This window comes from Bacillus sp. JK74 (genome assembly GCF_053663395.1).
Map to the genome: position 1 here is coordinate 854,409 of NZ_JBSJQB010000001.1, position 21,662 is coordinate 876,070.

At 48.3% G+C, this 21,662-nt stretch carries 19 protein-coding genes; 7 read left to right on the plus strand and 12 right to left on the minus strand.

What is annotated here, in order from left to right; all coding sequences use genetic code 11:
• Positions 1-10 precede the first annotated feature (10 nt).
• The 4 genes from iolD to iolA all read right to left on the minus strand — a co-directional run bounded on the left by iolD (position 11) and on the right by iolA (position 5,317).
• Positions 11-1,924, minus strand: a complete 1,914-nt coding sequence (gene iolD, locus ACWJJ5_RS04285) for a 3D-(3,5/4)-trihydroxycyclohexane-1,2-dione acylhydrolase (decyclizing) (protein WP_014306130.1) — start codon at positions 1,922-1,924, stop codon at positions 11-13.
• A 24-nt stretch (positions 1,925-1,948) separates the two neighbouring features.
• Complete coding sequence (gene iolC, locus ACWJJ5_RS04290; RefSeq protein ID WP_454022224.1) at positions 1,949-2,941, minus strand: 5-dehydro-2-deoxygluconokinase; 993 nt, start codon at positions 2,939-2,941, stop codon at positions 1,949-1,951.
• Positions 2,942-2,964: 23 nt separating this feature from the next.
• Positions 2,965-3,780, minus strand: a complete 816-nt coding sequence (iolB, locus tag ACWJJ5_RS04295; protein WP_015387476.1) for a 5-deoxy-glucuronate isomerase — start codon at positions 3,778-3,780, stop codon at positions 2,965-2,967.
• A 73-nt stretch (positions 3,781-3,853) separates the two neighbouring features.
• Entirely contained in the window at positions 3,854-5,317 is a 1,464-nt protein-coding gene (iolA, locus tag ACWJJ5_RS04300) for a methylmalonate-semialdehyde dehydrogenase (protein ID WP_014306132.1), read from the minus strand.
• A 444-nt stretch (positions 5,318-5,761) separates the two neighbouring features.
• Here iolA and ACWJJ5_RS04305 point away from each other — a divergent pair, with 444 nt between their 5' ends.
• From ACWJJ5_RS04305 to ACWJJ5_RS04315, 3 genes are all read left to right on the plus strand, one after another.
• Entirely contained in the window at positions 5,762-6,517 is a 756-nt protein-coding gene (locus ACWJJ5_RS04305; RefSeq protein WP_004393223.1) for a DeoR/GlpR family DNA-binding transcription regulator, read from the plus strand.
• 77 nt (positions 6,518-6,594) lie between these two features.
• On the plus strand, positions 6,595-7,527 hold the full coding sequence (locus ACWJJ5_RS04310) for an aldo/keto reductase (RefSeq protein WP_077723075.1): 933 nt from the start codon (positions 6,595-6,597) through the stop codon (positions 7,525-7,527).
• A gap of 119 nt (positions 7,528-7,646) precedes the next feature.
• A complete protein-coding gene (locus ACWJJ5_RS04315) occupies positions 7,647-9,035 on the plus strand; it encodes a sugar porter family MFS transporter (RefSeq protein ID WP_038460470.1) in 1,389 nt (462 codons plus the stop codon).
• A 43-nt stretch (positions 9,036-9,078) separates the two neighbouring features.
• On the opposite strand, the gene htpG is transcribed toward ACWJJ5_RS04315, so the two are convergent.
• Positions 9,079-10,959 carry a molecular chaperone HtpG gene (htpG, locus tag ACWJJ5_RS04320; protein ID WP_058906464.1) on the minus strand — a complete coding sequence of 627 codons (1,881 nt, stop codon included), beginning with the start codon at positions 10,957-10,959 and terminating at the stop codon, positions 9,079-9,081.
• Positions 10,960-11,130: 171 nt separating this feature from the next.
• On the minus strand, positions 11,131-11,379 hold the full coding sequence (locus ACWJJ5_RS04325) for a hypothetical protein (RefSeq protein ID WP_046560159.1): 249 nt from the start codon (positions 11,377-11,379) through the stop codon (positions 11,131-11,133).
• Between the two features lie 128 nt (positions 11,380-11,507).
• On the opposite strand from ACWJJ5_RS04325, the gene ACWJJ5_RS04330 reads away from it, so the two are divergent.
• Positions 11,508-12,329 carry an SDR family oxidoreductase gene (locus ACWJJ5_RS04330; RefSeq protein ID WP_046560160.1) on the plus strand — a complete coding sequence of 274 codons (822 nt, stop codon included), beginning with the start codon at positions 11,508-11,510 and terminating at the stop codon, positions 12,327-12,329.
• A gap of 59 nt (positions 12,330-12,388) precedes the next feature.
• On the opposite strand, the gene ACWJJ5_RS04335 is transcribed toward ACWJJ5_RS04330, so the two are convergent.
• The 4 genes from ACWJJ5_RS04335 to ACWJJ5_RS04350 all read right to left on the minus strand — a co-directional run bounded on the left by ACWJJ5_RS04335 (position 12,389) and on the right by ACWJJ5_RS04350 (position 16,672).
• Positions 12,389-12,988, minus strand: coding sequence for a response regulator transcription factor (locus ACWJJ5_RS04335; protein WP_007407848.1), 600 nt, complete (start codon positions 12,986-12,988; stop codon positions 12,389-12,391).
• Positions 12,985-14,121 (minus strand): sensor histidine kinase, encoded by a 1,137-nt coding sequence (locus ACWJJ5_RS04340; RefSeq protein ID WP_004393210.1) that lies wholly within the window; start codon positions 14,119-14,121, stop codon positions 12,985-12,987. Before ACWJJ5_RS04340 ends, ACWJJ5_RS04335 begins: the two co-directional genes overlap by 4 nt.
• Before the next feature lie 122 nt (positions 14,122-14,243).
• Entirely contained in the window at positions 14,244-15,293 is a 1,050-nt protein-coding gene (locus ACWJJ5_RS04345; protein WP_015418577.1) for a fatty acid desaturase, read from the minus strand.
• A gap of 221 nt (positions 15,294-15,514) precedes the next feature.
• Complete coding sequence (locus ACWJJ5_RS04350) at positions 15,515-16,672, minus strand: TetR family transcriptional regulator (protein ID WP_454022225.1); 1,158 nt, start codon at positions 16,670-16,672, stop codon at positions 15,515-15,517.
• Positions 16,673-16,813: 141 nt separating this feature from the next.
• On the opposite strand from ACWJJ5_RS04350, the gene ACWJJ5_RS04355 reads away from it, so the two are divergent.
• Complete coding sequence (locus tag ACWJJ5_RS04355) at positions 16,814-18,151, plus strand: aldehyde dehydrogenase family protein (RefSeq protein WP_004393206.1); 1,338 nt, start codon at positions 16,814-16,816, stop codon at positions 18,149-18,151.
• 31 nt (positions 18,152-18,182) lie between these two features.
• Here ACWJJ5_RS04355 and ACWJJ5_RS04360 read toward each other — a convergent pair whose 3' ends face one another.
• Together ACWJJ5_RS04360 and ACWJJ5_RS04365 are read right to left on the minus strand one after the other, a co-directional pair.
• Positions 18,183-19,403 (minus strand): outer membrane protein assembly factor BamB family protein, encoded by a 1,221-nt coding sequence (locus ACWJJ5_RS04360; protein ID WP_088005523.1) that lies wholly within the window; start codon positions 19,401-19,403, stop codon positions 18,183-18,185.
• Positions 19,404-19,533: 130 nt separating this feature from the next.
• Positions 19,534-19,953, minus strand: a complete 420-nt coding sequence (locus ACWJJ5_RS04365; protein WP_004393203.1) for a DUF5391 family protein — start codon at positions 19,951-19,953, stop codon at positions 19,534-19,536.
• Between the two features lie 142 nt (positions 19,954-20,095).
• Between ACWJJ5_RS04365 and ACWJJ5_RS04370 the strand changes: the two genes are divergently transcribed.
• Both ACWJJ5_RS04370 and ACWJJ5_RS04375 read left to right on the plus strand, forming a co-directional pair.
• Complete coding sequence (locus tag ACWJJ5_RS04370) at positions 20,096-20,407, plus strand: ArsR/SmtB family transcription factor (RefSeq protein WP_015240918.1); 312 nt, start codon at positions 20,096-20,098, stop codon at positions 20,405-20,407.
• A gap of 78 nt (positions 20,408-20,485) precedes the next feature.
• The gene (locus ACWJJ5_RS04375; RefSeq protein ID WP_229154629.1) at positions 20,486-21,652 is read left to right on the plus strand and encodes an MFS transporter; all 1,167 of its coding nucleotides are present in this window, start codon (positions 20,486-20,488) and stop codon (positions 21,650-21,652) included.
• The last annotated feature ends 10 nt before the right edge of the window (positions 21,653-21,662 follow it).

Sequence of the window (21,662 nt, forward strand, 5' to 3'; positions counted from 1 at the left end):
TGCCTCCCCTCTAGTACTGCTTCGCAGACTTCAGCTTCATCTCTTTCGCTTCGTATGCGCGCTGAACGCTTTCCTGCTCCGACACTTCCGCCACGCCGACATGCCACCAGCTGTCATAGCCGTCCGTCATCGTTTTCGGCAGAACCTTCATTTCAATTAAAGTGGATACCTCTTGCGTTTTCGCATCTTCAAGCGCCGCTTTCAGTTCTTCAACCGTATTGGCTCTGTAAGTTTTAGCGCCGTAGCCCTCTGCCACCTTCGCGTAATCAACGTTTAAAATCTGATTGTCCTCTGTGCGGAACTCGCAGAAATAACTGCCGCTCCCGTGATCCATCTGCAGGTTGTTGATACAGCCGAACCCGGAGTTGTCAAAGAGCAGGACATTGATTTTTTTATTATATTGAAGCGCGGTAATCAGCTCTGAGTGCAGCATCAGAAAGCTTCCGTCGCCGACGAGTGAATAGACTTCTTTGTCGGGATGAGCCAGCTTGAGGCCGAGCGTGCCCGATACTTCATATCCCATGCAGGAATAGCCATACTCCAGATGGTACGTATTCGGGACGTTGGAATGCCACAGCCGCTGCAGATCCCCCGGAAGAGATCCCGCCGAACTGATGACGACGCTGTCTTCAGGAATCGTGTCATTGATGGTCAACAGCGCAGTTGTTTGCGGCAGCTCAGTCTCGAGCGCGTCGGCATACTCGTTTAACACGTCCTGTGAGAAATGGTTTTTAATTTCCGGCTTGAACGCGTCACGTGTAAAAGTGACCTTGCCGAGCCGGTCCCGTTCAGCCAGCCATTCATCTTTCCAGTCTTTAATCGCCGTGCCGAATGCACTTTTATATCCGTCTAATAAGCCGTGCAGCCTGCCGAGCGTCACTTTCGCATCGGCTACGACCTGAAACGCGTCAAGTTTGTATGCCTGCATGCGGCTGACATTGATATTCAAAAATTTTGCTTTGTCAAAATCAAACGCCGTTTTCGAGGATGTCGCAAAGTCCGTGTACCGTGTGCCGACACCGATGATCAGATCAGCCTGGCGGGCGGCTTTGTTTGCGGCGAGTGTGCCCGTGATGCCCATGCCGCCCAGATTGTTGGCAAAATCGGCTTCAACCGTTGACTTGCCGGCCTGCGTTTCGACAAGCGGAATGCCGTATGTTTCAGAAAGCGCGATTAATTCCTCACGCGCGCCGGAGTACTTCGCGCCGCCGCCCACTAAAATGACGGGACGGCTGCTCTCCTTAATTCTCTCCGCAGCGCCTTTCAGCTCACGCTCGCTCGGCTGCATCCGATCAATGTAATGAACACGTTTTTCAAAGAAGCTTTCATCAAAATCAAATGCTTCTCCCTCTACATCCTGAGAAATGCAGATGGTCGCCGGGCCCGCTTTTGCCGGATCTGTCATCACTTCAAATGCCCGGATTAAGCTGCTCATCAGCTGCTCGGGGCGGGTGATGCGGTCCCAATAGCGGGACACGGGCTTTAACGCATCGTTTGTCGTGACGGCGGCGCTGTATTCCTGCTCCACCTGCTGAAGCACCGGGTCAGGCTGCCTCGTCGCAAAGGTATCGGCCGGAAGCAGCAGCACCGGGATATGATTGGCCAGCGCCGTACCCGCGGCAGCCGTCAAGTTAGCGGCACCCGGACCGACCGATGTCGATACCGCGTAAATTTTTCTTCTCAGCATCTGCTTGCTGTATGCCATCGCGGCATGCGCCATGCCTTGTTCGTTTTTGCCTTGATAGACTTTCAGGTGCCCGGCGTCCTGCTCAAGCGCCTGCCCGATCCCCAACACATTTCCATGGCCGAAAATCGTGAAGATGCCCTCAACGAACGGCTCTTCTTTTCCGTCAACATGAATGTACTGCCGGTTCAAGAATTGAATCAGCGCTTGTGCTGTCGTTAAGCGAATTGTCTTACCCACAAACGATCCCACCTTTTATACGTTCTATTTACCGTTAAGACTGTGCTGCGCTTCAATCAGTTCGATGATTTCACCGGCAGCCGGCATTGCTTCTGAGGAGCTGTGTTTGCTGACGACGATGGAAGCGGAAGCGCTCCCGTATTTTAACGACGTTTCAATATCCCGGCCGCTGACCAGTCCGTAGATGAAAGCTGACGCATAGGAATCACCCGCTCCGAAGGTCTTCAGCACCTTTGTTTTATAGGCGTGCGCCCGGAAAACTTCTCCCGATCTGCTGTATGCGTATGATCCGTCAACGCCGTGCTTAATGACGACAAGGTCGGCGGAGTGCGCAAACAAATGGCGGACGGTTTCATCGTTATTTCCGCCGCTGCGGTTTTCCATTACGTCAAATTCGTCACGCGTACCGATGACGATATCGGATTGTTCCGCCACCAGCGTGTAGTACACGGCTGTTTCTTCTGCCGATTGCCATGTATACGGACGGTAGTCGAGCTCAAACACGACTTTTACGCCATGTTTTTTTGCGATTTGCACCGCTTTTAAGATGGCTTCGCGCGACGGACTTTTCGCAAGCGCCGTACCTGATACGAGCAGCATTTTCGCGTTTGCGATGTAGCCTTCATTGACTTCGGACGGCTCTAGATACAAATCCGCCACGTCATCCCGGTACATCAGAATGCTGCACTCTTCGGGACTGAGAATTTCCGTAAAAGCGAGCCCCGCTTTGCGCCCTTCTCTGTCAACGGTCATTTGTGACGTATCAACGCCCTTTTCCTGCATATAAGAAACGATAAATCTGCCGTGCTGGTCATCCGGGATTTTGCCGATAAAACCGGCTTTTAATCCGAGCTTGGCGCTGCCGATCGCAATATTTGCCGGGGAGCCGCCGACATATTTAGAAAACGTCATCGTTTCTTCCATCGGCCGATTGTATTCCGCCGCGTTCAAATCAATACACGCGCGTCCGATCGCGACAATATCAAACTCTTTTTCTTCATTAAACGTATATTTCATCGTTATCTGCCACTCCTCACTTGTCAGCGTTCCAGAATCCATTCATGGGCCGGATCATTATGAAACTTCCATTTTCGTGTCGGTCCCGCCATTACATTCAGGTAGTAAGAGGTATACCCGTCCGGAACACCAACCGGGTGATAGCCCGCCGGCACGATGACAACGTTTTCATTTTCTGCGGTCATCGTCTCGTCAATCGAGCGGTCGTCCGTGTACACACGCTGGAAGACAAATCCCTGCGGCGGGTCCGTTTCATGGTAATAGGTTTCTTCTAAAAAGGATTCAGCCGGCAGATTGTCTTGGTCATGTTTATGAGGCGGGTAGCTCGACCAGTTGCCGCTGTCCGTGTAAACTTCAACAACGAGAAGGCTGTTTGCCGATGGATCTGAATCGGGGAGAATGTTATGAACGGTTCGTTTGTTTGCCAGCTTGCCGCGATGTTCCACACCGTTGTCTTCCGCTTTAATCAGCTTTGTCGGAAGCTGGTGTTCGGACGGAGAGTAGCACAGCGCGACCCTCGCCCCGCTGACGGCTGTGATTCCAAAAGAGCGGTCATTGGACACATAAACGCTGTCCGTCGGTTTTCTATCAAATACGCTTTCACGGGTGCCGATGCTTTCAAATGTCTGATCATAATCAGTGACGGTAACTTTTCCCGTTACCGCAACGATGCAGCACTCCGTCTTTTTCAAATCTTCTGTATAGGTTGAGCCGGGAGCGAGATCAACGACTTTAAATCCGACGTATTTGAGGTCTGAATTGGCTGAAGTGACGTCATGTATGATGGTCACGCCTTGAGAAATTTCATCGGCCTGCGGTTTGCGCAGCAAATGACTCATGTTTATTCCTCCTTAATGGATGGTAAAAGAAAACCCGGACGGAATCACAAAGCCGTCCGGGCCGGCTGTCTGATCAATTGAAGTCAGGAGACGGGTATCGTGCCGTCACGACTTTTTTACGTGTATAGAAGTCGACGCTGTCTTTTCCGTTTGCGTGCAATGTGCCGAAGAAAGAAGACTTCCAGCCCGAGAACGGGAAGAATGCCATCGGCGCCGGGACGCCAAGGTTGATCCCGAGCATTCCCGCGTCAATATTCTCACGGAAGTAGCGGATCGCGTTCGCATTTGACGTGAACAGGCAGGCGCCGTTCGCAAATTCAGACTGGTTGGCGATGTCAACCGCTTCTTTTAAATTTTTCACACGCATGACCGACAGAACAGGCGCAAAGATTTCATCTTTCCAGATCGTCATATCCGTCGTCACGTTGTCAAAAATCGTCGGTCCGACGAAATAGCCGTCTTCCGTTACATGTTCACGGCCGTCACAAAGCAGTTTCGCTCCTTCTTCGATGCCTTTTTCAATATAGCTGTGCGTACGGTTTTTGTTGTCCTCGCGGATGACCGGGCCCAAGAACACGCCGTCATCCAGTCCGTTTCCGATCTTGATGTCTGCGGCCTTTTCCTGTAATTTCGCCATAAACTCATCGGCGATTCCCTCTTCAACCGTCACGACCGCGCATGCCATGCAGCGCTCTCCTGCCGAACCGAATGCCGCGCCGATAATGTTTGTGACCGTATCTTCAAGGTGGGCGTCATTTAACACGATCGTATGGTTTTTCGCGCCCGTTAACGCCTGCACGCGTTTCAAATGTTCGCTGCCTTTTTTGAAAACATACTCGCCGACAGGTTTTGAACCGACGAATGAGATGGCTTTAATCTCCGGATGCTCAAGAATGCCGTTTACGACGTCATGCGCGCCGTGCACGACATTGAAGACACCCTTCGGCAGACCGGCCTGTTCAAACAGCTCTGCCAGTTTTTCCGTTAACAGCGGCGTGCGCTCAGACGGCTTCAGAATGAAAGTGTTTCCTAATGAAATCGCCATCGGAAACATCCAGCACGGAACCATCATCGGGAAGTTGAACGGTGCGATGCCGCCGACCACCCCGATCGGATAGCGGTAATTCGCCGCCTCTACATCTGTGGCGATAGAGGCAAGTGAATCGCCCATCATGAGTGACGGCGCGCCCGCTGCGAATTCGACGTTTTCAATTCCGCGTCCCACTTCACCGAGTGCTTCTGTCGTGTTTTTACCGTTTTCCAAAGTGATCAGACGGGCAAGCTCTTCTTTGTTCTGCTGGAGAAGCTGCTGATAGTTAAATAGAATTCTCGCACGGCGCGGCACTGCCGTCTTCGACCATGTTTTAAACGCTTCTGACGCTGAGCGGACGGCGTATTCCACATCCTCCCGCGTAGAAATCGGAACCTGGCACATCACTTCTTTTGTAGCCGGATTGACAACGTCTTCATATTGATCTGTCTTACTTTCAACCCATTCACCATTGATGTAGTTTTTCAGTTTTCTGATCTCTGCCATTCTCATTGCCTCCTTAAATAGTAAACATCCTGTTCAGCTGGATAATAACGGATGAATATATTCATCTTTTACATATAAAAGACATGAATTAAACGCTTACAAATGCTAAAATGATGGTGACTCCCAATCTTTCCATGTAAAAGTTGGTCATGTGCCGGATAAAGCAAACGGTTACATCTTTCACTTTTGATTTTACAGGTTATATTTTGGTCATTTCTTGGTTACATTGTAAGCCCAACACACCTTCAAGTCAATCTAAAAAATCAAAATTTTTTCATTATTTTTATCGTACTTTTTTTGAGCGGGAAAACAGGAACTTGGAGAACCGTGTCGAATCGTACGGTGGGAACCCTCTTTTTTATCATTTGTTAAGTAACTATTGATTAACTCTTGGTGTTTATTATATATTTTAATTACTTTAAGAATTCTAGAAGGAGTTTTTTTATGAAACTGATGCGGATTCAGGAGATGGAAGAATACATTCTCAAACACGGAGCCACTTCGCTGGATGAGCTGTGCGAGGTATTCAACGTCTCTAAAAACACGGTCAGACGCGATATTAATAAGCTTGCGGAAAAAGGGGTGATCAAAAAGGTGTACGGCGGCGTGACGTCAGCAGAAAAATCTGTGCTCGTCCCTTTTGAGAACCGCACCATTCAACATCAGGACGAAAAAATCAAAATCGCCCGCTATGCGTCGCGGTTTATCGAGGATCACGATCTTGTATTTATTGATTCCGGCACGACGACCAAATCGATGCTGGAGACGCTTGATCCGGATAAGAATGTAACGGTGTTGACGAACAGCCTTGATATTATTAACGCCGCTTCATCCATGAAAAATATCGACCTGATCATCATCGGCAATAACTACAAGCGGAAGACAAGGTCGTTTGTCGGCATTGATGATCCGAGCACCCTCAATAAATACAACATTAACAAGGCGTTCATGTCCGCTACCGGGACAACGATCACCCACGGCCTGACGAATTCCGATTTACTGGAATACGAGGTGAAAAAGAAAATTTCCGAAAAGGCGAACGAAGTGTATCTGCTCGCGGATCATTCCAAATTCGGCAAATCCACGCTTTTGACATACGCGCCTTTCGACCGGCTTCACAGCATTGTCACTTCTCAGCAGCTCGATGAGGAATATACGAAGTATTGCCAAGAGCACCAAATCGACATTCACTTGGCATAGCGTTATAGTTAATAGAGAACGCTGCCGTATTTTTCCGGCAGGCGCTATGATATCCAATTTTTTCAGGGGGCGAAAACATGAGCAAAGTAACAATCGGCAAAACTGACCTAAAGGTATTTCCGATCGGTTTGGGAACAAATGCGGTCGGCGGACACAATCTCTATCCGAATCTGAATGAAGAAACGGGAAAAGAATTGGTCCGGGAAGCGATTAAAAGCGGCGTTACCATGTTAGATACTGCCTATATTTACGGTGTGGGCCGTTCTGAAGAATTGATCGGCGAGGTGCTGAAAGAATATAACCGCGAGGATGTCTTCATCGCCACAAAAGCCGCTCACAGAAAAGAAGGCGATGACTTTGTTTTCGACAACTCACCGGCCTTTTTGAAACAATCAGTCGAAGACAGCCTGAAACGCCTGCAGACTGATTACATCGATTTATTCTACATCCATTTCCCGGATGAGCACACGCCGAAGGACGAAGCCGTTCAAGCATTGAATGAGCTGAAAAAAGAAGGAAAAATCCGTTCCATCGGCGTATCCAATTTCTCTTTGGAGCAGCTGAAAGAAGCCAATAAAGACGGCTTAGTCGACGTGGTTCAAGGAGAATACAACCTGCTGAACCGTGAGGCGGAAAAGACTTTCTTCCCTTATACGACAGAACACGGCATCTCATTCATTCCGTACTTCCCGCTCGTATCCGGACTGCTGGCCGGCAAATACGACGAGAACACAACCTTCCCAGAAGGCGACCTGCGCAATGATCAGGCGCATTTCCAAGGGGAGCAGTTTAAAGAAAACATCAAAAAAGTCAACCAGCTCAAACCGATTGCCGAAAAGCACAATGCCGATACGGCGCATATCGTGCTTGCCTGGTACTTGGCGAGACCTGAAATCGATATCCTGATTCCGGGCGCCAAACGCGCGGATCAATTAAAAGACAACGTGAAAGCAGCCTCCATTACGCTATCTGCTGAAGAAATCGCGTTTATCGACAAGCTGTTTTCCTAAGAAAAAAACACGCCTTTTTGAAAGGGCGTGTTTTTTTATGTTTATATTTTTCTCTTCGGGGAATGAAATAGTTATCTAAATAAACTATTATGCGTTCCAAAAGATGAGGAGGATCATCTGTGAAGAAAAACACCAAAAAATACCTGATTTACTTTTTCGGAGCATTGGGCGGGCTGCTTTACGGCTATGACACCGGTGTGATTTCAGGGGCTTTGTTATTTATCAACAATGATATTCCTTTAAACACGCTGACCGAGGGATTGGTCGTCAGCATGCTGCTGCTCGGTGCGATTTTCGGGTCCGCCTTAAGCGGGACATGCTCTGACCGATGGGGCCGGAGAAAAGTGGTTTTCGTCCTTTCACTCATTTTTATTATCGGCGCGCTTGCCTGTGCGGCTTCGCAAACCGTCACTATGCTGATTATCTCCCGTGTCATTCTCGGGTTAGCCGTCGGAGGCTCAACGGCGCTGGTTCCCGTTTATCTATCTGAGATGGCGCCGACAAAAATACGCGGAACGCTCGGCACATTGAATAACTTAATGATTGTGACCGGAATTTTACTCGCATATATTGTGAATTACATATTCACCCCGTTTGAAGCTTGGCGCTGGATGGTCGGTCTCGCGGCAGTACCGGCGGCGCTTTTATTAATCGGAATCGCGTTTATGCCGGAATCTCCGAGATGGCTCGTCAAACGCGGCCGTGAGCAGGAAGCCAGACAAGTCATGGAAATGACTCACGATAAAGAGGATATCGCCGTTGAATTGGCGGAAATGAAACAAGGAGAAGCTGAGAAAAAAGAATCTACGCTCGGCTTGCTGAAAGCAAAATGGATCCGCCCTATGCTGCTGATCGGGATCGGCCTCGCCATCTTCCAGCAGGCGGTCGGGATCAACACCGTGATTTACTATGCGCCGACCATCTTTACAAAGGCCGGACTCGGCACTTCGGCGTCCGTTCTCGGCACGATGGGCATCGGTGTCTTAAACGTCATCATGTGTATCACCGCCATGATCTTAATTGACCGGATCGGCCGGAAAAAACTGCTGATGTGGGGAAGTGTCGGCATTACCTTGAGCCTGGCGTCACTATCAGCCATTCTCCTTCTGGCCGGCCTGTCAGCTTCAACAGCTTGGCTGACCGTGCTGTTTCTCGGAATCTATATCGTCTTTTATCAGGCGACATGGGGTCCCGTCGTATGGGTCCTGATGCCGGAGCTGTTCCCGTCAAACGCACGCGGAGCCGCAACCGGATTTACGACATTGATTCTGTCGGCAACAAACCTGATCGTTTCACTGGTATTCCCGCTTATGCTGAGCGCCATGGGCATCGGCTGGGTGTTCGGAATATTCTCAGTCATCTGCCTTACATCCTTCTTCTTCGCCGCTTACATCGTTCCTGAAACGAAGGGCAGAAGTTTAGAAGAAATCGAAACGCACTTGAAAAAACGGTTCTCCTTAAAGAAGCGCAGCAAACAAAATCAAATTCTTAAACAGCGCACACTGTAATCAAAAAAGGAATCGCCCCCCGCTGGGCGATTCCTTTTTGGCGTCATACCATAACTTTGCAGATGTCATTCGTAAACTCGACCGGATCATGGATCGGCAGTCCTTCAATCAGAAGCGCCTGATTGTACAGCAGGTTTGTGTATAAAGCAAGCTTTTCCCGATCTTGCCCGTGCGCGTTCTTTAACGTCTCAAACACTTCGTGGTTCGGGTTGATTTCCAGCACTTTTTCCGCTTTGACCTGCTGGCTGTCAGGCATGGCGTTTAATACTTTCTCCATTTCGATCGTCACTTCGCCGTCTGTCGCAAAGCAGACCGGATGGGATTTTAAGCGTTTCGATGCTCTGACGTTCTTGACTTTATCCGCAAGAATCTCTTTCATGCTTTCGAACAGGTCTTTATATTCGTTTTCTTCGGCTTCAGTCTGCTTATCATCTTCGTCACTGTCGATACCTAAGTCGGCGCTTGAGACGGATTTGAACTCTTTTTCCTCGTAGCTTGTCAGCATTTTGATCGCGAATTCATCAATATCTTCCGTGAAATATAAAATTTCGTAGCCTTTGTCCGCCACCATTTCAGTTTGCGGCAGCTTTTCAATCCGCTCATATGAATCGCCGGACGCGTAATAGATATATTTTTGATCCTCAGGCATTCTGGACACATATTCGTCCAGAGTGACGAGCTTTTTCTCCTTAGATGAATAGAAGAGAAGCAGATCTTTTAAGACGTCTTTATTCGCGCCGAAATCATTATAGACGCCGAATTTCAGCTGTCTGCCGAAAGATTCATAGAAAGATTCGTATTTTTCTCTTTTGTTCTTCAGCAGGCTCTTCAGCTCGGCTTTGATTTTTTTATTGATGTTTTTCGCAATCAGCTTCAGCTGGCGGTCGTGCTGCAGCATCTCTCTGGAAATGTTCAGCGACAGATCCTCAGAGTCCACCATGCCTTTTACAAAGCTGAAATGATCCGGAAGCAGGTCGGCGCATTTGTTCATGATCAGCACGCCGTTGGAATACAGCTCCAATCCTTTTTCGAATTCCTTCGTATAATAGTCAAACGGCATGTTTTCCGGAATAAACAAAATCGAATTGTAGCGCACCGCTCCATCGACGCTGATGTGCACGTGGGTCAGCGGTTTATCGAAGCCATAATGCTTTTCAGCGTAAAAAGCCTCGTAATCCTCATCCGTCAGCTCGCTTTTGTTTTTTCTCCAGATCGGCACCATGCTGTTGACCGTCTGTTCTTCCTGAACCTCTTCAAACTCGTTCTCGCTGCCCTCTTTCGGCTTGTTGACCGTCTCTTCCATTTTGATCGGGTAGCGGATAAAGTCTGAGTACTTTTTCACGATCGCTTTGATGCGGTAGTTTTCTAAAAACTCATCATAGCTTTCATCTTCTGTGTTTTCTTTTATTTTCAGGGTGATTTCCGTACCGACGGTTTCCTTGTCACACGGCGCGATCGTGTAGCCGGCGGCCCCTTCCGACTCCCATACATACGCCTCGTCACTGCCGAGCGCCTTACTTTTCACCGTGACTTTATCAGCTACCATAAACGCCGCATAAAATCCGACGCCGAACTGGCCGATAATATCATGGCCGTCTTTCGAGTCATTTTCTTGCTTGAAAGCGAGTGAACCGCTTTTCGCAATCGTGCCGAGATGCTGTTCAAGCTCGTCTTTTGTCATCCCGATACCGGTATCTGTGACGGTGAGCGTTCTCGCTTCTTTATCCGCCGTCACTTTTATGTAGTAATTGTCTTGATCAAACGTTAATGAATCATCGGTTAACGCCTTGTAATAGATTTTGTCAATCGCATCGCTCGCGTTGGAAATTAACTCGCGGAGAAAAATTTCCTTCTGCGTGTAAATGGAGTTAATCATCATGTCCAGCAATCGCTTGGATTCTGCTTTAAACTTTTTTTTCCGCACTTCAGATCTCTCCTTTAATTATGCTTTGATGTTATGTAAAATCTTTTCAGCATCTATTTATCATATACAGTGACAATTGTCAACTAGGATTAGCAGATGCATATATTGTAAATTTAACATGTTAATGGATTCATTTCACCCATTTTATCAATAAAAAAGAGAGAATGTTGATCATCCTCTCCTCTCTGCTTCTTTCCGGCGGCCGAATTCCTTCTTCATCCATATGTATGACGGGTAGAAAAACAAACTAAATAAGATAAGAGATCCCAAGTTTCGCAAAGACTCATGCAGAACATTTCTTACAGTGAGAGGAAACGTGATGTCCTGAAACAGAATAGAGATAACGGTGTAAATCGCAAATCCCATAGGAACAATGGCATAACAATAAAACGCTATCTCCTTCTTATGCTGTATCTTCAAAATATGTAAACCTCCCAATGATGTATATACATAATATTAACATATTTATTAGGTATTTAGAAACAAACCTCCATATGTTTATCCCCCTATTCAGCGGGAACAGTTATAAAAAAAGGAGGCATCGCAATATGGGAAGATTAACAGACAAAACCGCAATCATCACAGGGGCCGCGACAGGCATCGGACAAGCGACGGCACGGGTTTTCGCCGATGAAGGCGCCCGCGTGATCTGCGGTGACATCAATGAAAGCGAACTGAATGAAACCGTCAGCGCCATCAGAAAAAACGGCGGAGAAGCAGAAGCCTTTCACCTTGATGTATCAGACGAAGAAAACGTAAAGTCTTTTGCGGACGGCATTCAGCAAAGGTACGGAACAATTGATATTCTGTTTAACAATGCCGGTGTTGACCAAGAGGGCGGCAAAGTCCATGAATACCCGGTCGAGCTTTTTGACCGGATCATCGCCGTCGATCTGCGCGGCACATTTTTGTGCAGCAAATACCTGATTCCGCTCATGCTCGAAAAAGGAGGCTCCATCATCAACACCTCCTCCATGTCCGGCCGGGCCGCAGACCTTGACCGCTCCGGCTATAACGCCGCAAAAGGCGGAATCACGAACCTGACGAGAGCGATGGCCATTGATTACGCCAGAAGCGGAATCCGCGTCAATTCCTTATCGCCGGGCACAATTGAAACGCCGCTCATTGATAAATTGGCAGGCACGAAAGAAGACGAAATGGGCGAGGCGTTCCGTGAAGCCAACAAATGGATCACGCCGCTCGGCCGGCTCGGAAAACCGGAAGAAATGGCGGCTGTCGCGCTCTTCCTCGCTTCAGACGACAGCTCTTACGTCACGGGAGAAGACATCACCGCAGACGGCGGCATCATGGCATACACTTGGCCGGGGAAAATGCTGATTGATAAGAAGTGGAAGGAAGAGACGGAGTGACGATAGATAATAAAAAAAGCCAGTGTAAAAAAACACTGGCTGAACAAGCTGAGGGCGGGTTACTTAAACCAGCCCTTTTCCTTTGATCGGGTAATGGCTTCAATTCGATTTTTCACTTCTAGTTTATCCAGAATCATCGAAACGTAATTGCGGACTGTGCCGCTTTTGATGCTGAGGGCGTTTGCGATTTCTTTCGTGTTTTTTCCGTCTGCGACAAGCTCGAGCACCTCTTTTTCCCGTTCGGTCAGCGGGTTTTCTTCACTATAAATGTCCTCCATTAATTCAGGTGCATAGACACGTCTCCCTTTCATGACGCTGCGGATGGCGCTGACGAGCTCATCGCTCGGGCTGTCCTTGAGCATGTACCCGCTGACGCCTGCTTTTAGCGCCCGCTGAAAATAGCCGGAGCGGGCAAAGGTCGTCAAAATGATGATTTTCACACCGCTGTCCTTGAGTTCTTCTGCCGCTTCAAGACCTGATTTCCCGGGCATTTCGATATCCATCAGACAGATGTCGGGCGCATGTTTTTCCACGAAATCGATGGCATCCTGGCCGCTTGTGCCTTTGCCGACAACCGTCATATCCTCTTCTAAATTCAACAGCGAACCGAGTGCGCCGAGCAGCATTTGCTGATCCTCGGCAATGAAGATGTTGATCATCTGCTACCATCCTTTTCTTTTGATTTTGAATCATTCGGGATTCTCATGGTCAGCTTTGTTCCGGCGGCTGTATCGATGGCTAAACTGCCGTTTGCGAATTCAAGACGTTCCCTCATTCCAAGCAGGCCGTGCCCCTTTGAAAAAAAGCGGTCTTCTCTGCATTGAAAGCTGCCGTCGTCTTCTACCGTAATGACGACCTCTTTCCAAAGCTGCTGAATGGTGATGCGGCATACTTTGGCGCCGCTGTGTTTCACGACATTGGTGACGGCTTCTTTAATGCACATGCTGACGATGTTTTCGTTCAGCAAAGAGATATGTTTGGGCGCTTCTTTTTCTTCATACACAAATTCAATTCCTGCCGCTTCAAGAATTTGCCGAACATTGCCGAGCTCATCCTTCAATCGGATGCCTTTCATCGATGAGACGATTTGTCTGACCTCATTTAAAGAGGTGCGGGCCGTCTGCTGCACGCTTTTCAGCTCAGCGCGGGCCTGTTCAGGGTCCTTATATATCAGCTTTCGGGCGAGGTCGCTTTTCAGTCCGATTAAGGAGAGCTTTTGTCCAAGTGTATCGTGAAGGTCCCGGGCGATACGCTGCCTTTCTTCCAGCTTCACAAGATCGGCAATTCGCTCATTTGCATATTCTAATTTCTCCTCAAGGCGCTCCCGTGCCTTTCTGCTTCGAATGCTGAGCGGAAGCAGGATGGCACTGATCAATGTAATGACGATAAACGGAATTTGTGTCAAAAACCATTCTTTTTTCAGAACAAGGCTGAAGTTGACGGCAACCGCCGCACTGATGATATGAATGTAATATAAGATGTAAAATGGAACTTTGTCTCGGATATGGCCGATGAAGTAGGCGATAAAGAAGGCGAAATAAATATAACTGAACAGCATGGCTGAGCCGGTCGATATGCCGATCAGAAGAAGCGCCCATAAGTAAAGCGGCCAGCCTTTTGCAACAAATGCAAAGCGGTATGCCCCAAAGAAAACGAGCGTGAAAATGATGCCAGCCACGATGACAAAGGTAGAAGAGCTTTTAAAAATAAAATAAAAAGGCAGGATGAAAAAAATCGTCCATATATAAGGAGAAATCCCGTTCAGTTTTTGAAATTTAAAATACTTCTTCATCTTTGTTCCACCTTCTGCTGCTTGTGTCTACCATCACTTTATCAAAACACCGCCTTCATTGCACCCTCACGCATGAAGAGAAGGCTCTTTCTGATAAGAGAAAGAGCCAGCCGTGCGCCGTATCAGGCATTTTTCTTTAAAGGTTCTTTCGGCACCGGATGGGGCGCCGGTGTTTTCCGCGCCTCCCGAAAGGTGACAAACTGCTTTTCGTCCTCATCCCACAGACGGAATTTCATGGATTCAAGACTTGTTTTAAGCGTAATGGTCGGTACGTTTTTTAAAGGCTCGTGCCCCTCATGAGCCGCTTCCAGCTTGTAGTTCGGCACTTTCGGGCTTAAGTGGTGGACATGATGGTAGCCGATATTGCCCGTCAGCCATTGCAAAAGCTTCGGCAGCTTGTAAAAGGAGCTTCCTTCTACCGCGGCCTGCACATAATCCCAATGCTCATCAGCTTCAAAATAAGAATCCTCAAACGTGTGCTGAACATAAAAGAGCCAGACGCCGATTGACCCCGAAATAAGGAAAATCGGACCCTGAACAAGCAAAAAGTTTTCCCAGCCGACAAGCAGGCACGTCGCAGCAGCCAATAAGACAATCGCCGCGTTCGTGAAATAGGTGTTCCAGCGCTCCTTGCGGCGGGCGCCTTTTACATTGAAACGGTTTTTAATCAGAAATACGTAAATCGGACCGAGAATAAACATAATAAACGGATTGCGATAAAGTCTGTAGCGTATTTTTGTCCAGGCTGACGCTTCATTGTATTCCTTGACGGTCATCATCCAAATATCGCCGGTGCCCCGTTTATCTAAGTTGCTGCTTGTCGCATGATGAATGGAGTGGCTTCGCTGCCATTGAAGGAACGGAAACAGTGTCAGAACACCTGAAATAAACCCGAACAGCCGGTTCAGCTTCTTTTGTTTGAAAAAGGATTGATGGCAGCAGTCGTGGAAAATAATAAAGATTCTTGTCAAAAATCCCGCTGCTATAACAGTACAGGCGAGGGTCAGAAGATAGGAGATATTGAGGCTGAAGTAAGCAAGAAACCAAAGGGCAAAAAACGGCACAAACGTGTTGAAAAGCTGAATGATACTATGCTTTGTATCGGCGCCGGAAAATGCGGCAACCTGCTTTTTTAAAGACGCTTGTTTTTGAGTTGCGGCGTGATTGATCATGAATGTCATGTCCCTTCTTTTTCATTATGACCTCAAGTATAACGGGGGGCCCGACGCGGTTGTAGTAGCAGCCATCATGCCCCGAATATGACATTTGTCATGTTTGGCGGCAGAATGCTGATCAGGCGTCATATGGAAGGTTTCTTTCATATCTGCACTTCTCAAAGAAAACAGCAAAAAAGAACCCGGCCTGTTTTCGGCCGAGTTCTTTTTCATCATCCTCACAGCAAAATCACCCGATACTTCTTCACATCCAAAAACTGCAGAAACTCCCGGGCCAGCATATCCGGCGCGTGGTCTTTTCCTTCATGAAGACGATATTGAATCAGACCGACGAGCATGGACGCGACATAGTATGCATAGAGCTTTTTGCCCGCCTGAATGTGCAGAGGCTGATGAAGATAAAACGATTGCAGCGCTCTGAACATTTCCGGGATGACGTCAGGCACTCCTGAACCCTCTCTCAGAAAATGAACGAGCGGAAGGCCGCCGGACAGCGCCGAAAAGAGCCGGACGAGCGCGGCTTCCGCTTCTTCCACGGAGCAGTCGGCAGGGTCTCCTTTTACCGTCAATAATCCGATCAGATCCCGGCATGATTGATGGATGATCGTTTTCAGCAATGCTTCTTTGTTGGCGTAATGGTCATAAAAAGTGGCACGGCGGAGGTTGCTTTGACGGGCAATATCGGAAATCGTAATCGCCGCGTACTCTTTTTTTTCCGCCATTAAGCCGATCATGGCTTCTTGCAAGGCCTGCCTCGTTCGGGTCACCCGGCGGTCGGCGGGCTTTTTTTCTTCTTGTTCCGGCACCCGGCGGCCAAACAGCCAGTAAAACCGTTTTTGAGAAATCAAATCCCACACCTGTCCGCTGATTTCTTCCGGGGATGCCCCGGGCTCCTCATTCAGCCAGTACAACACAATGGCATACGTGTATAACGCGCGGTAATGAATGTACATATCCTGTTCAGTCGGTGAGAAATCCGCATTGACCGGTGACAGCAGCACATCATGCCGGAACACATCTTTTAAAAAAGCATGAAAGTGAAAATACGGCATTTTATGACGGTCCATCATCGTTTGAAAAAACACCCGATGCCGGTCAACAAAAGACAGTGTCGGATGCACTTTTTGCCATCCGCCCTGTAAATGAAGCACATCTTTATTCTTCAGCGAATCATACAGCGCTTCGCTCAGCCCGTCTTTCATTTCTTCCTCTATATCCTCTAAAATCGCATATTTATCTTCGTAATAAAGGTACAGTGTCCCCCGGCTCACACGCGCCCGTTCGGCGATGTCCTTCATGGTCACACGGCGGATATCCCGCTCTCCAAGCATGGCCAAAAGCGCTTGTTTGATGTCATTTGTCACAGAATCCGGCATAAGAGACACTCCTTTCATTAGACAGATCACGGCAATTTGTACGGTAACGTATAGATGCGTTTACGCTGTCTTTGCCGCAAAATCACATCACATTATAATAGGCCCTGAAGAAACAAAAAAGCAACCAGAGGAGGAAGACCGATGGATCAGCATATAAAAGCAGACATCAAACGCGTCTTTGCGCTTCAGAAAAAAAATCAAAAAACGCTGCGTGCTTCAACAGCCGGGCAGCGCAGAGAAAAGCTTCAGCGCTTTTTAGATGCCGTCACCGCACATGAAGAAGAAATCATCGAGGCGATCAGACGGGACGTCCGCAAGCCTTATCATGAGGTGAAAAGAGCGGAAACGCAGGGAACGATCAAGGCGATTAAAGATAATATGAACAATCTCGACACCTGGATGGCGCCGAAACGCGTCGGCTCATCCGTCAGCCCCGACGCTGACGGCGTATTAATGTACGAGCCAAAAGGCCTTACCTTAATTCTCGGCCCATGGAATTATCCGTTTATGCTGACGATGGCTCCGCTTGCGGCTGCCATTGCGGCGGGCAACAGCGCGATTGTAAAGCTGTCCGATTTTACGATGGAGACGAGCCATATCGCCGCGACAGTTATTCGCGAGGCATTTCACGAAGAAGAAGTCGCCATTTTTGAAGGTGAGGTCGATGTCGCGACAGAACTGCTCGACCAGCCGTTTGACCACATTTTCTTCACCGGAAGCACAAATGTCGGTAAAATCGTCATGACAGCAGCGGCGAAGCATTTGTCGTCCGTCACGCTTGAGCTTGGCGGAAAGAGCCCGACGATCATCGACAGCGGCTATGATTTGATGGACGCGGCGAAAAAAATCGCCGTCGGCAAATTTGTCAATGCGGGGCAAACATGTATCGCTCCTGACTATCTTCTTATGAAGGAAGATGTACAGGACACCTTTACAGATCTTCTCCAGACCATTGTCAATGCAGGTTTTATGGAGGATGATCATACAGTTGACCGCAACAAATTCACGCAGATTGTCAACGACCGCAACTTTAACCGTGTCAAAGCTCTGTATGATGATGCCATTGAAAAAGGGGCGAAAACGGCGTTCGGCGGTGTATTTGATGCGCATGACCGCACGATTTCTCCGACCGTGCTGACAAACGTCACGCCTGATATGAAGATCATGCAGGAAGAAATCTTCGCACCGATTCTGCCGATTATGAATTACGAAGATATCAGTGAAGCCGTTGATTACATCACTGAACGGGACAAGCCGCTTGCCTTGTATGTATTCAGCCATAATCAGGAGCTGATCGATTATGTTCTGCAGCATACGACGTCCGGCAATGCTTCTGTCAATGATGTCGTCGTCCATTTCACTGACGTCAACCTTCCGTTCGGCGGTGTCAATACGAGCGGGATCGGTTCATATCACGGTGTGTACGGCTTTAAAGAATTCTCTCATGAAAAAGGCGTATTCATTCAAGCCTCTAAATAAAAAAGAATCCGCGTGCGCGGATTCTTTTTTATTATTTTTTTGCCCCGAATGCGAGCAGTTTCGTATAAGTGCCGACATAAAGCGTGCCGTCTTCAGCCAGAACCGGGGAGGAAATGACATTACTGTCTGTTTGATAGCGCCATTTTTCATTACCGTCAGCGTCAACCGCATAGACGTTTTTATCGTCAGAACCGAAGTACACATTGCCGTCCGCATCAATCAGCGGCGCTGTTCTCACAGGCCCGTCCGTATAGAAAGACCAGTTCATATTGCCGGTTTTGCTGATGGAAAACAGCTCGCCGCTTCCGGAACCGATATACACATTGCCGTTATGGTCGATCGCTAATGAAGAGCTGGAGAAACCGTTTAACGGGAACGTCCACTTTACAGCACCCGTTGATGTATAGGCGTATAAGTTGCCGTCCTGGTTTCCGGCGTAAACGGTGCCGTCTCTATCAATAACCGGATAACCTTTAAACCCGTTGGACGTCGTTTTTGACCATTTCACTTGGCCCGTTCCGGAATTGATCGCGTAAAAGATATTATTATACGTTGCCGTATACAGAGTGCCGTTTGATGCTAACACGGGAGCGGAACCGACCACGCCGTTTGTTTTAAACTTCCACTTCTGCGTCCATGTCGAAGGCGACGTCGGTTTAATCGCATAGATATAGTTATCCAGCGTCGACACATACAGCGTGCCGTCAGAGCCGATAGCCGCATCGGAACTCGGCGCTCCGCTCAGCGGAACCGATGTTAAAATGTTTCCGGTTTCTTTGTCGATGAAATACAGTTTTTTATCGTGAGAAGGAAGATAAATGACACCGTTTGTTCCGAGCACCGGAGTCAGCGTATAGGTCGTCCCGAGGTTTTCCGTCACCCATTTCACAGTACCGTCCGGATGATACGCCGTCAGCTTCCCGTCTTTTGATTGAATAAATACGGTGCCGTCCCCGTCAACCGCGGCTCCCGCACCGTTTTGAGGGGTGGCCGGAACATTCTTTTCCCATTTTAACGCGCCATCGGCAGTGCTTGTAAACCGGCTTTCTCTTGACCAGTTGAACATCGTCGGAGACATCGCCTGCGCGTCATACCGTCCCGCCAAGAAACCGGATGCCGCATGATTTTGTTTAAATACCGTTTCCGCAGCTTGAGCAGCGGCCGGATGCAGCCATTTTGCCCCCGGCAGATCAGAAACCGCCCCCACAGATAAAGCCGCAGCAACCGCAGCGCCGGCCGCCAATGTTTTCATTCGCAATGAAGCTGTCTTTTTTTTCAATGTCAGTTCCTCCCGTTTCTATTAAAAACTGCTATACCGCTTTCATCATACCATAATCATCCTATGAAATATTTGTATTTTTGGTAGATTTATAGAACAAATGTCACATAGCCTGCTGATGCTTCGGGGATGATCGAAACGCAGCAATATACCACACCACATTGACGATGAAAGCCGCGCCTGACCAAACGAAAAGGCCGTAATAAAGAGACAGCTCCTGCCCTAAGGAAATTGCGGTCAATAACGCCACCAACAAGACAGCCGCGCAAATGATAAGCCCGATTCCGCAAAAAACGGCCATGATGATTTTCATGCCACGAACACCGAGAATATACATAATGAGCGGGACCGCATATATAACAAGGATCTGGCCGACGGCGGCCCACATGCCCGCGGAATTAAAACGATTCGCGTTCGGCCCCGTTTCTGCAAGCGGAGAAAGCGAGACGAGGACCGGCAATAAACAAAACATCAGAGCGGAAAGCAAGGTCACTGCAACCGCACCTTTTTTCTTTTGATTCATGTGAATATCCTCCTGACAATAACCCGGCTTTTTTACCGGTAATCTGATAATATGTTATATTTTAGCACGATATTTAGTTATTTTGAGAATGTTTTGTTAAAAACGAATTTACAAATCCGGAAAAATAGATATAATAAACGTTATGGAACCGATATTGATTCATAAAGCGTTATCTAACAAAACACGAAGTGATATTATGACGTGGCTTAAACACCCGGAAGACCATTTTGATGAAAGGCCTTATCTTGAGCAGGGACTCAGTTTCCGCACCGGAATTTGCGTCGGTGATATTCAGGCAAAGTCAGGGCTTGCGCAGTCCGTCATCTCCAGCTACCTGCTGACCATGCAAAAAGCCGGCCTGCTGGAATCCGAACGAATCGGAAAATGGACCTATTACAGAAGAAATGAAAAACAAATTAAAGCCTTTGCTGACTATGTCCAGCACCAGCTATAACCATGGAAGGAGGGCTTTTTTCGTTCTAACATATCTATTTTTCTGTATATGTAGTTATAAAAGGAGGCATACATAACAATGAAAAAAAGCAGTTCCATCTTCATTCTATTTTTGGCATTAGGGGTTTTCGGAATTATTACGACCGAGATGGGCATCATCGGGGTTCTTCCGCAAGTGGCGGACAGATTTCATATTTCTGCTTCAAAAGCGGGATGGCTTGTCAGTATTTTCGCGTTCATCGTCGCTGTGTCGGGACCGTTTTTGACCTTGCTTGCTTCAGGTATAAACCGGAAATACATTCTGCTTTTAGCGGTGCTGATGTTTGCCGTTTCAAATGCGGTCTACGCGTATACGGCGCATTTCAGTGTCATGCTGGCGTTTCGGATCATTCCGGCTTTATGCCACCCGGTGTTCTTTTCTGTAGCGCTTGCGGCCGCGGCCCGGCTTGTCCCCGCCGGCCAATCCGGAAAAGCCGTAACGAAAGTCTTTTCAGGCATCACCGCCGGCTTTGCGTTCGGCGTGCCTTTCACGTCTTATCTGGCGGATCGTCTCTCCCTTGAAGCCGCCTTCTTATTCGGCGCTATCATCAGTCTCATCGCGTTCACGGGCATTCTTCTCTTTTTGCCATCCATGCCGGTCACAGAAAAAATGTCTTTCAGTAGCCAGCTCGGCATTCTTCGCAAACCGGCTTTGTGGCTCAATATCGCTGCCGTCACCTGTCTCTTTGCGGCCATGTTTTCTGTCTACAGCTATTTTGCGGAATACCTCGGGCGGGTGTCCCATATGAACGGCACATGGGTCAGCTTCATGCTGATGAGTTTCGGGGTGATTATGATAGCCGGGAATTTCGTCTTCGGTGCTTTGTTATATAAAAATATGAAAAAGACCGTCATCCTGTTTCCGCTTCTTTATACAGCCGCCTACTTGCTCATATACGGGTTTGGGACGTCTTTCGCGCCGATGGCTGTCCTCGTCTTCGTATGGGGCGCCGTTCATTCCGGCGGTCTCATTGTCAGCCAGACATGGCTTACTGCGGAAGCAAAGGAGGCGCCCGAATTCGGCAACAGCCTGTTTGTCTCCTTTTCCAACCTCGGCATCACCATCGGAACGGCGGCGGGCGGCTGGTTTATTTCACACTTGGGAATCCATCAGCTGATGTGGTGCGGCATCATGTTTGCCCTTCTGGCTTTCGGGCTGATCATGGGACGCTTGGCATGGGGAAAGAGGCTGCTCGCAGAAGCCTAAGCTCCGTTGC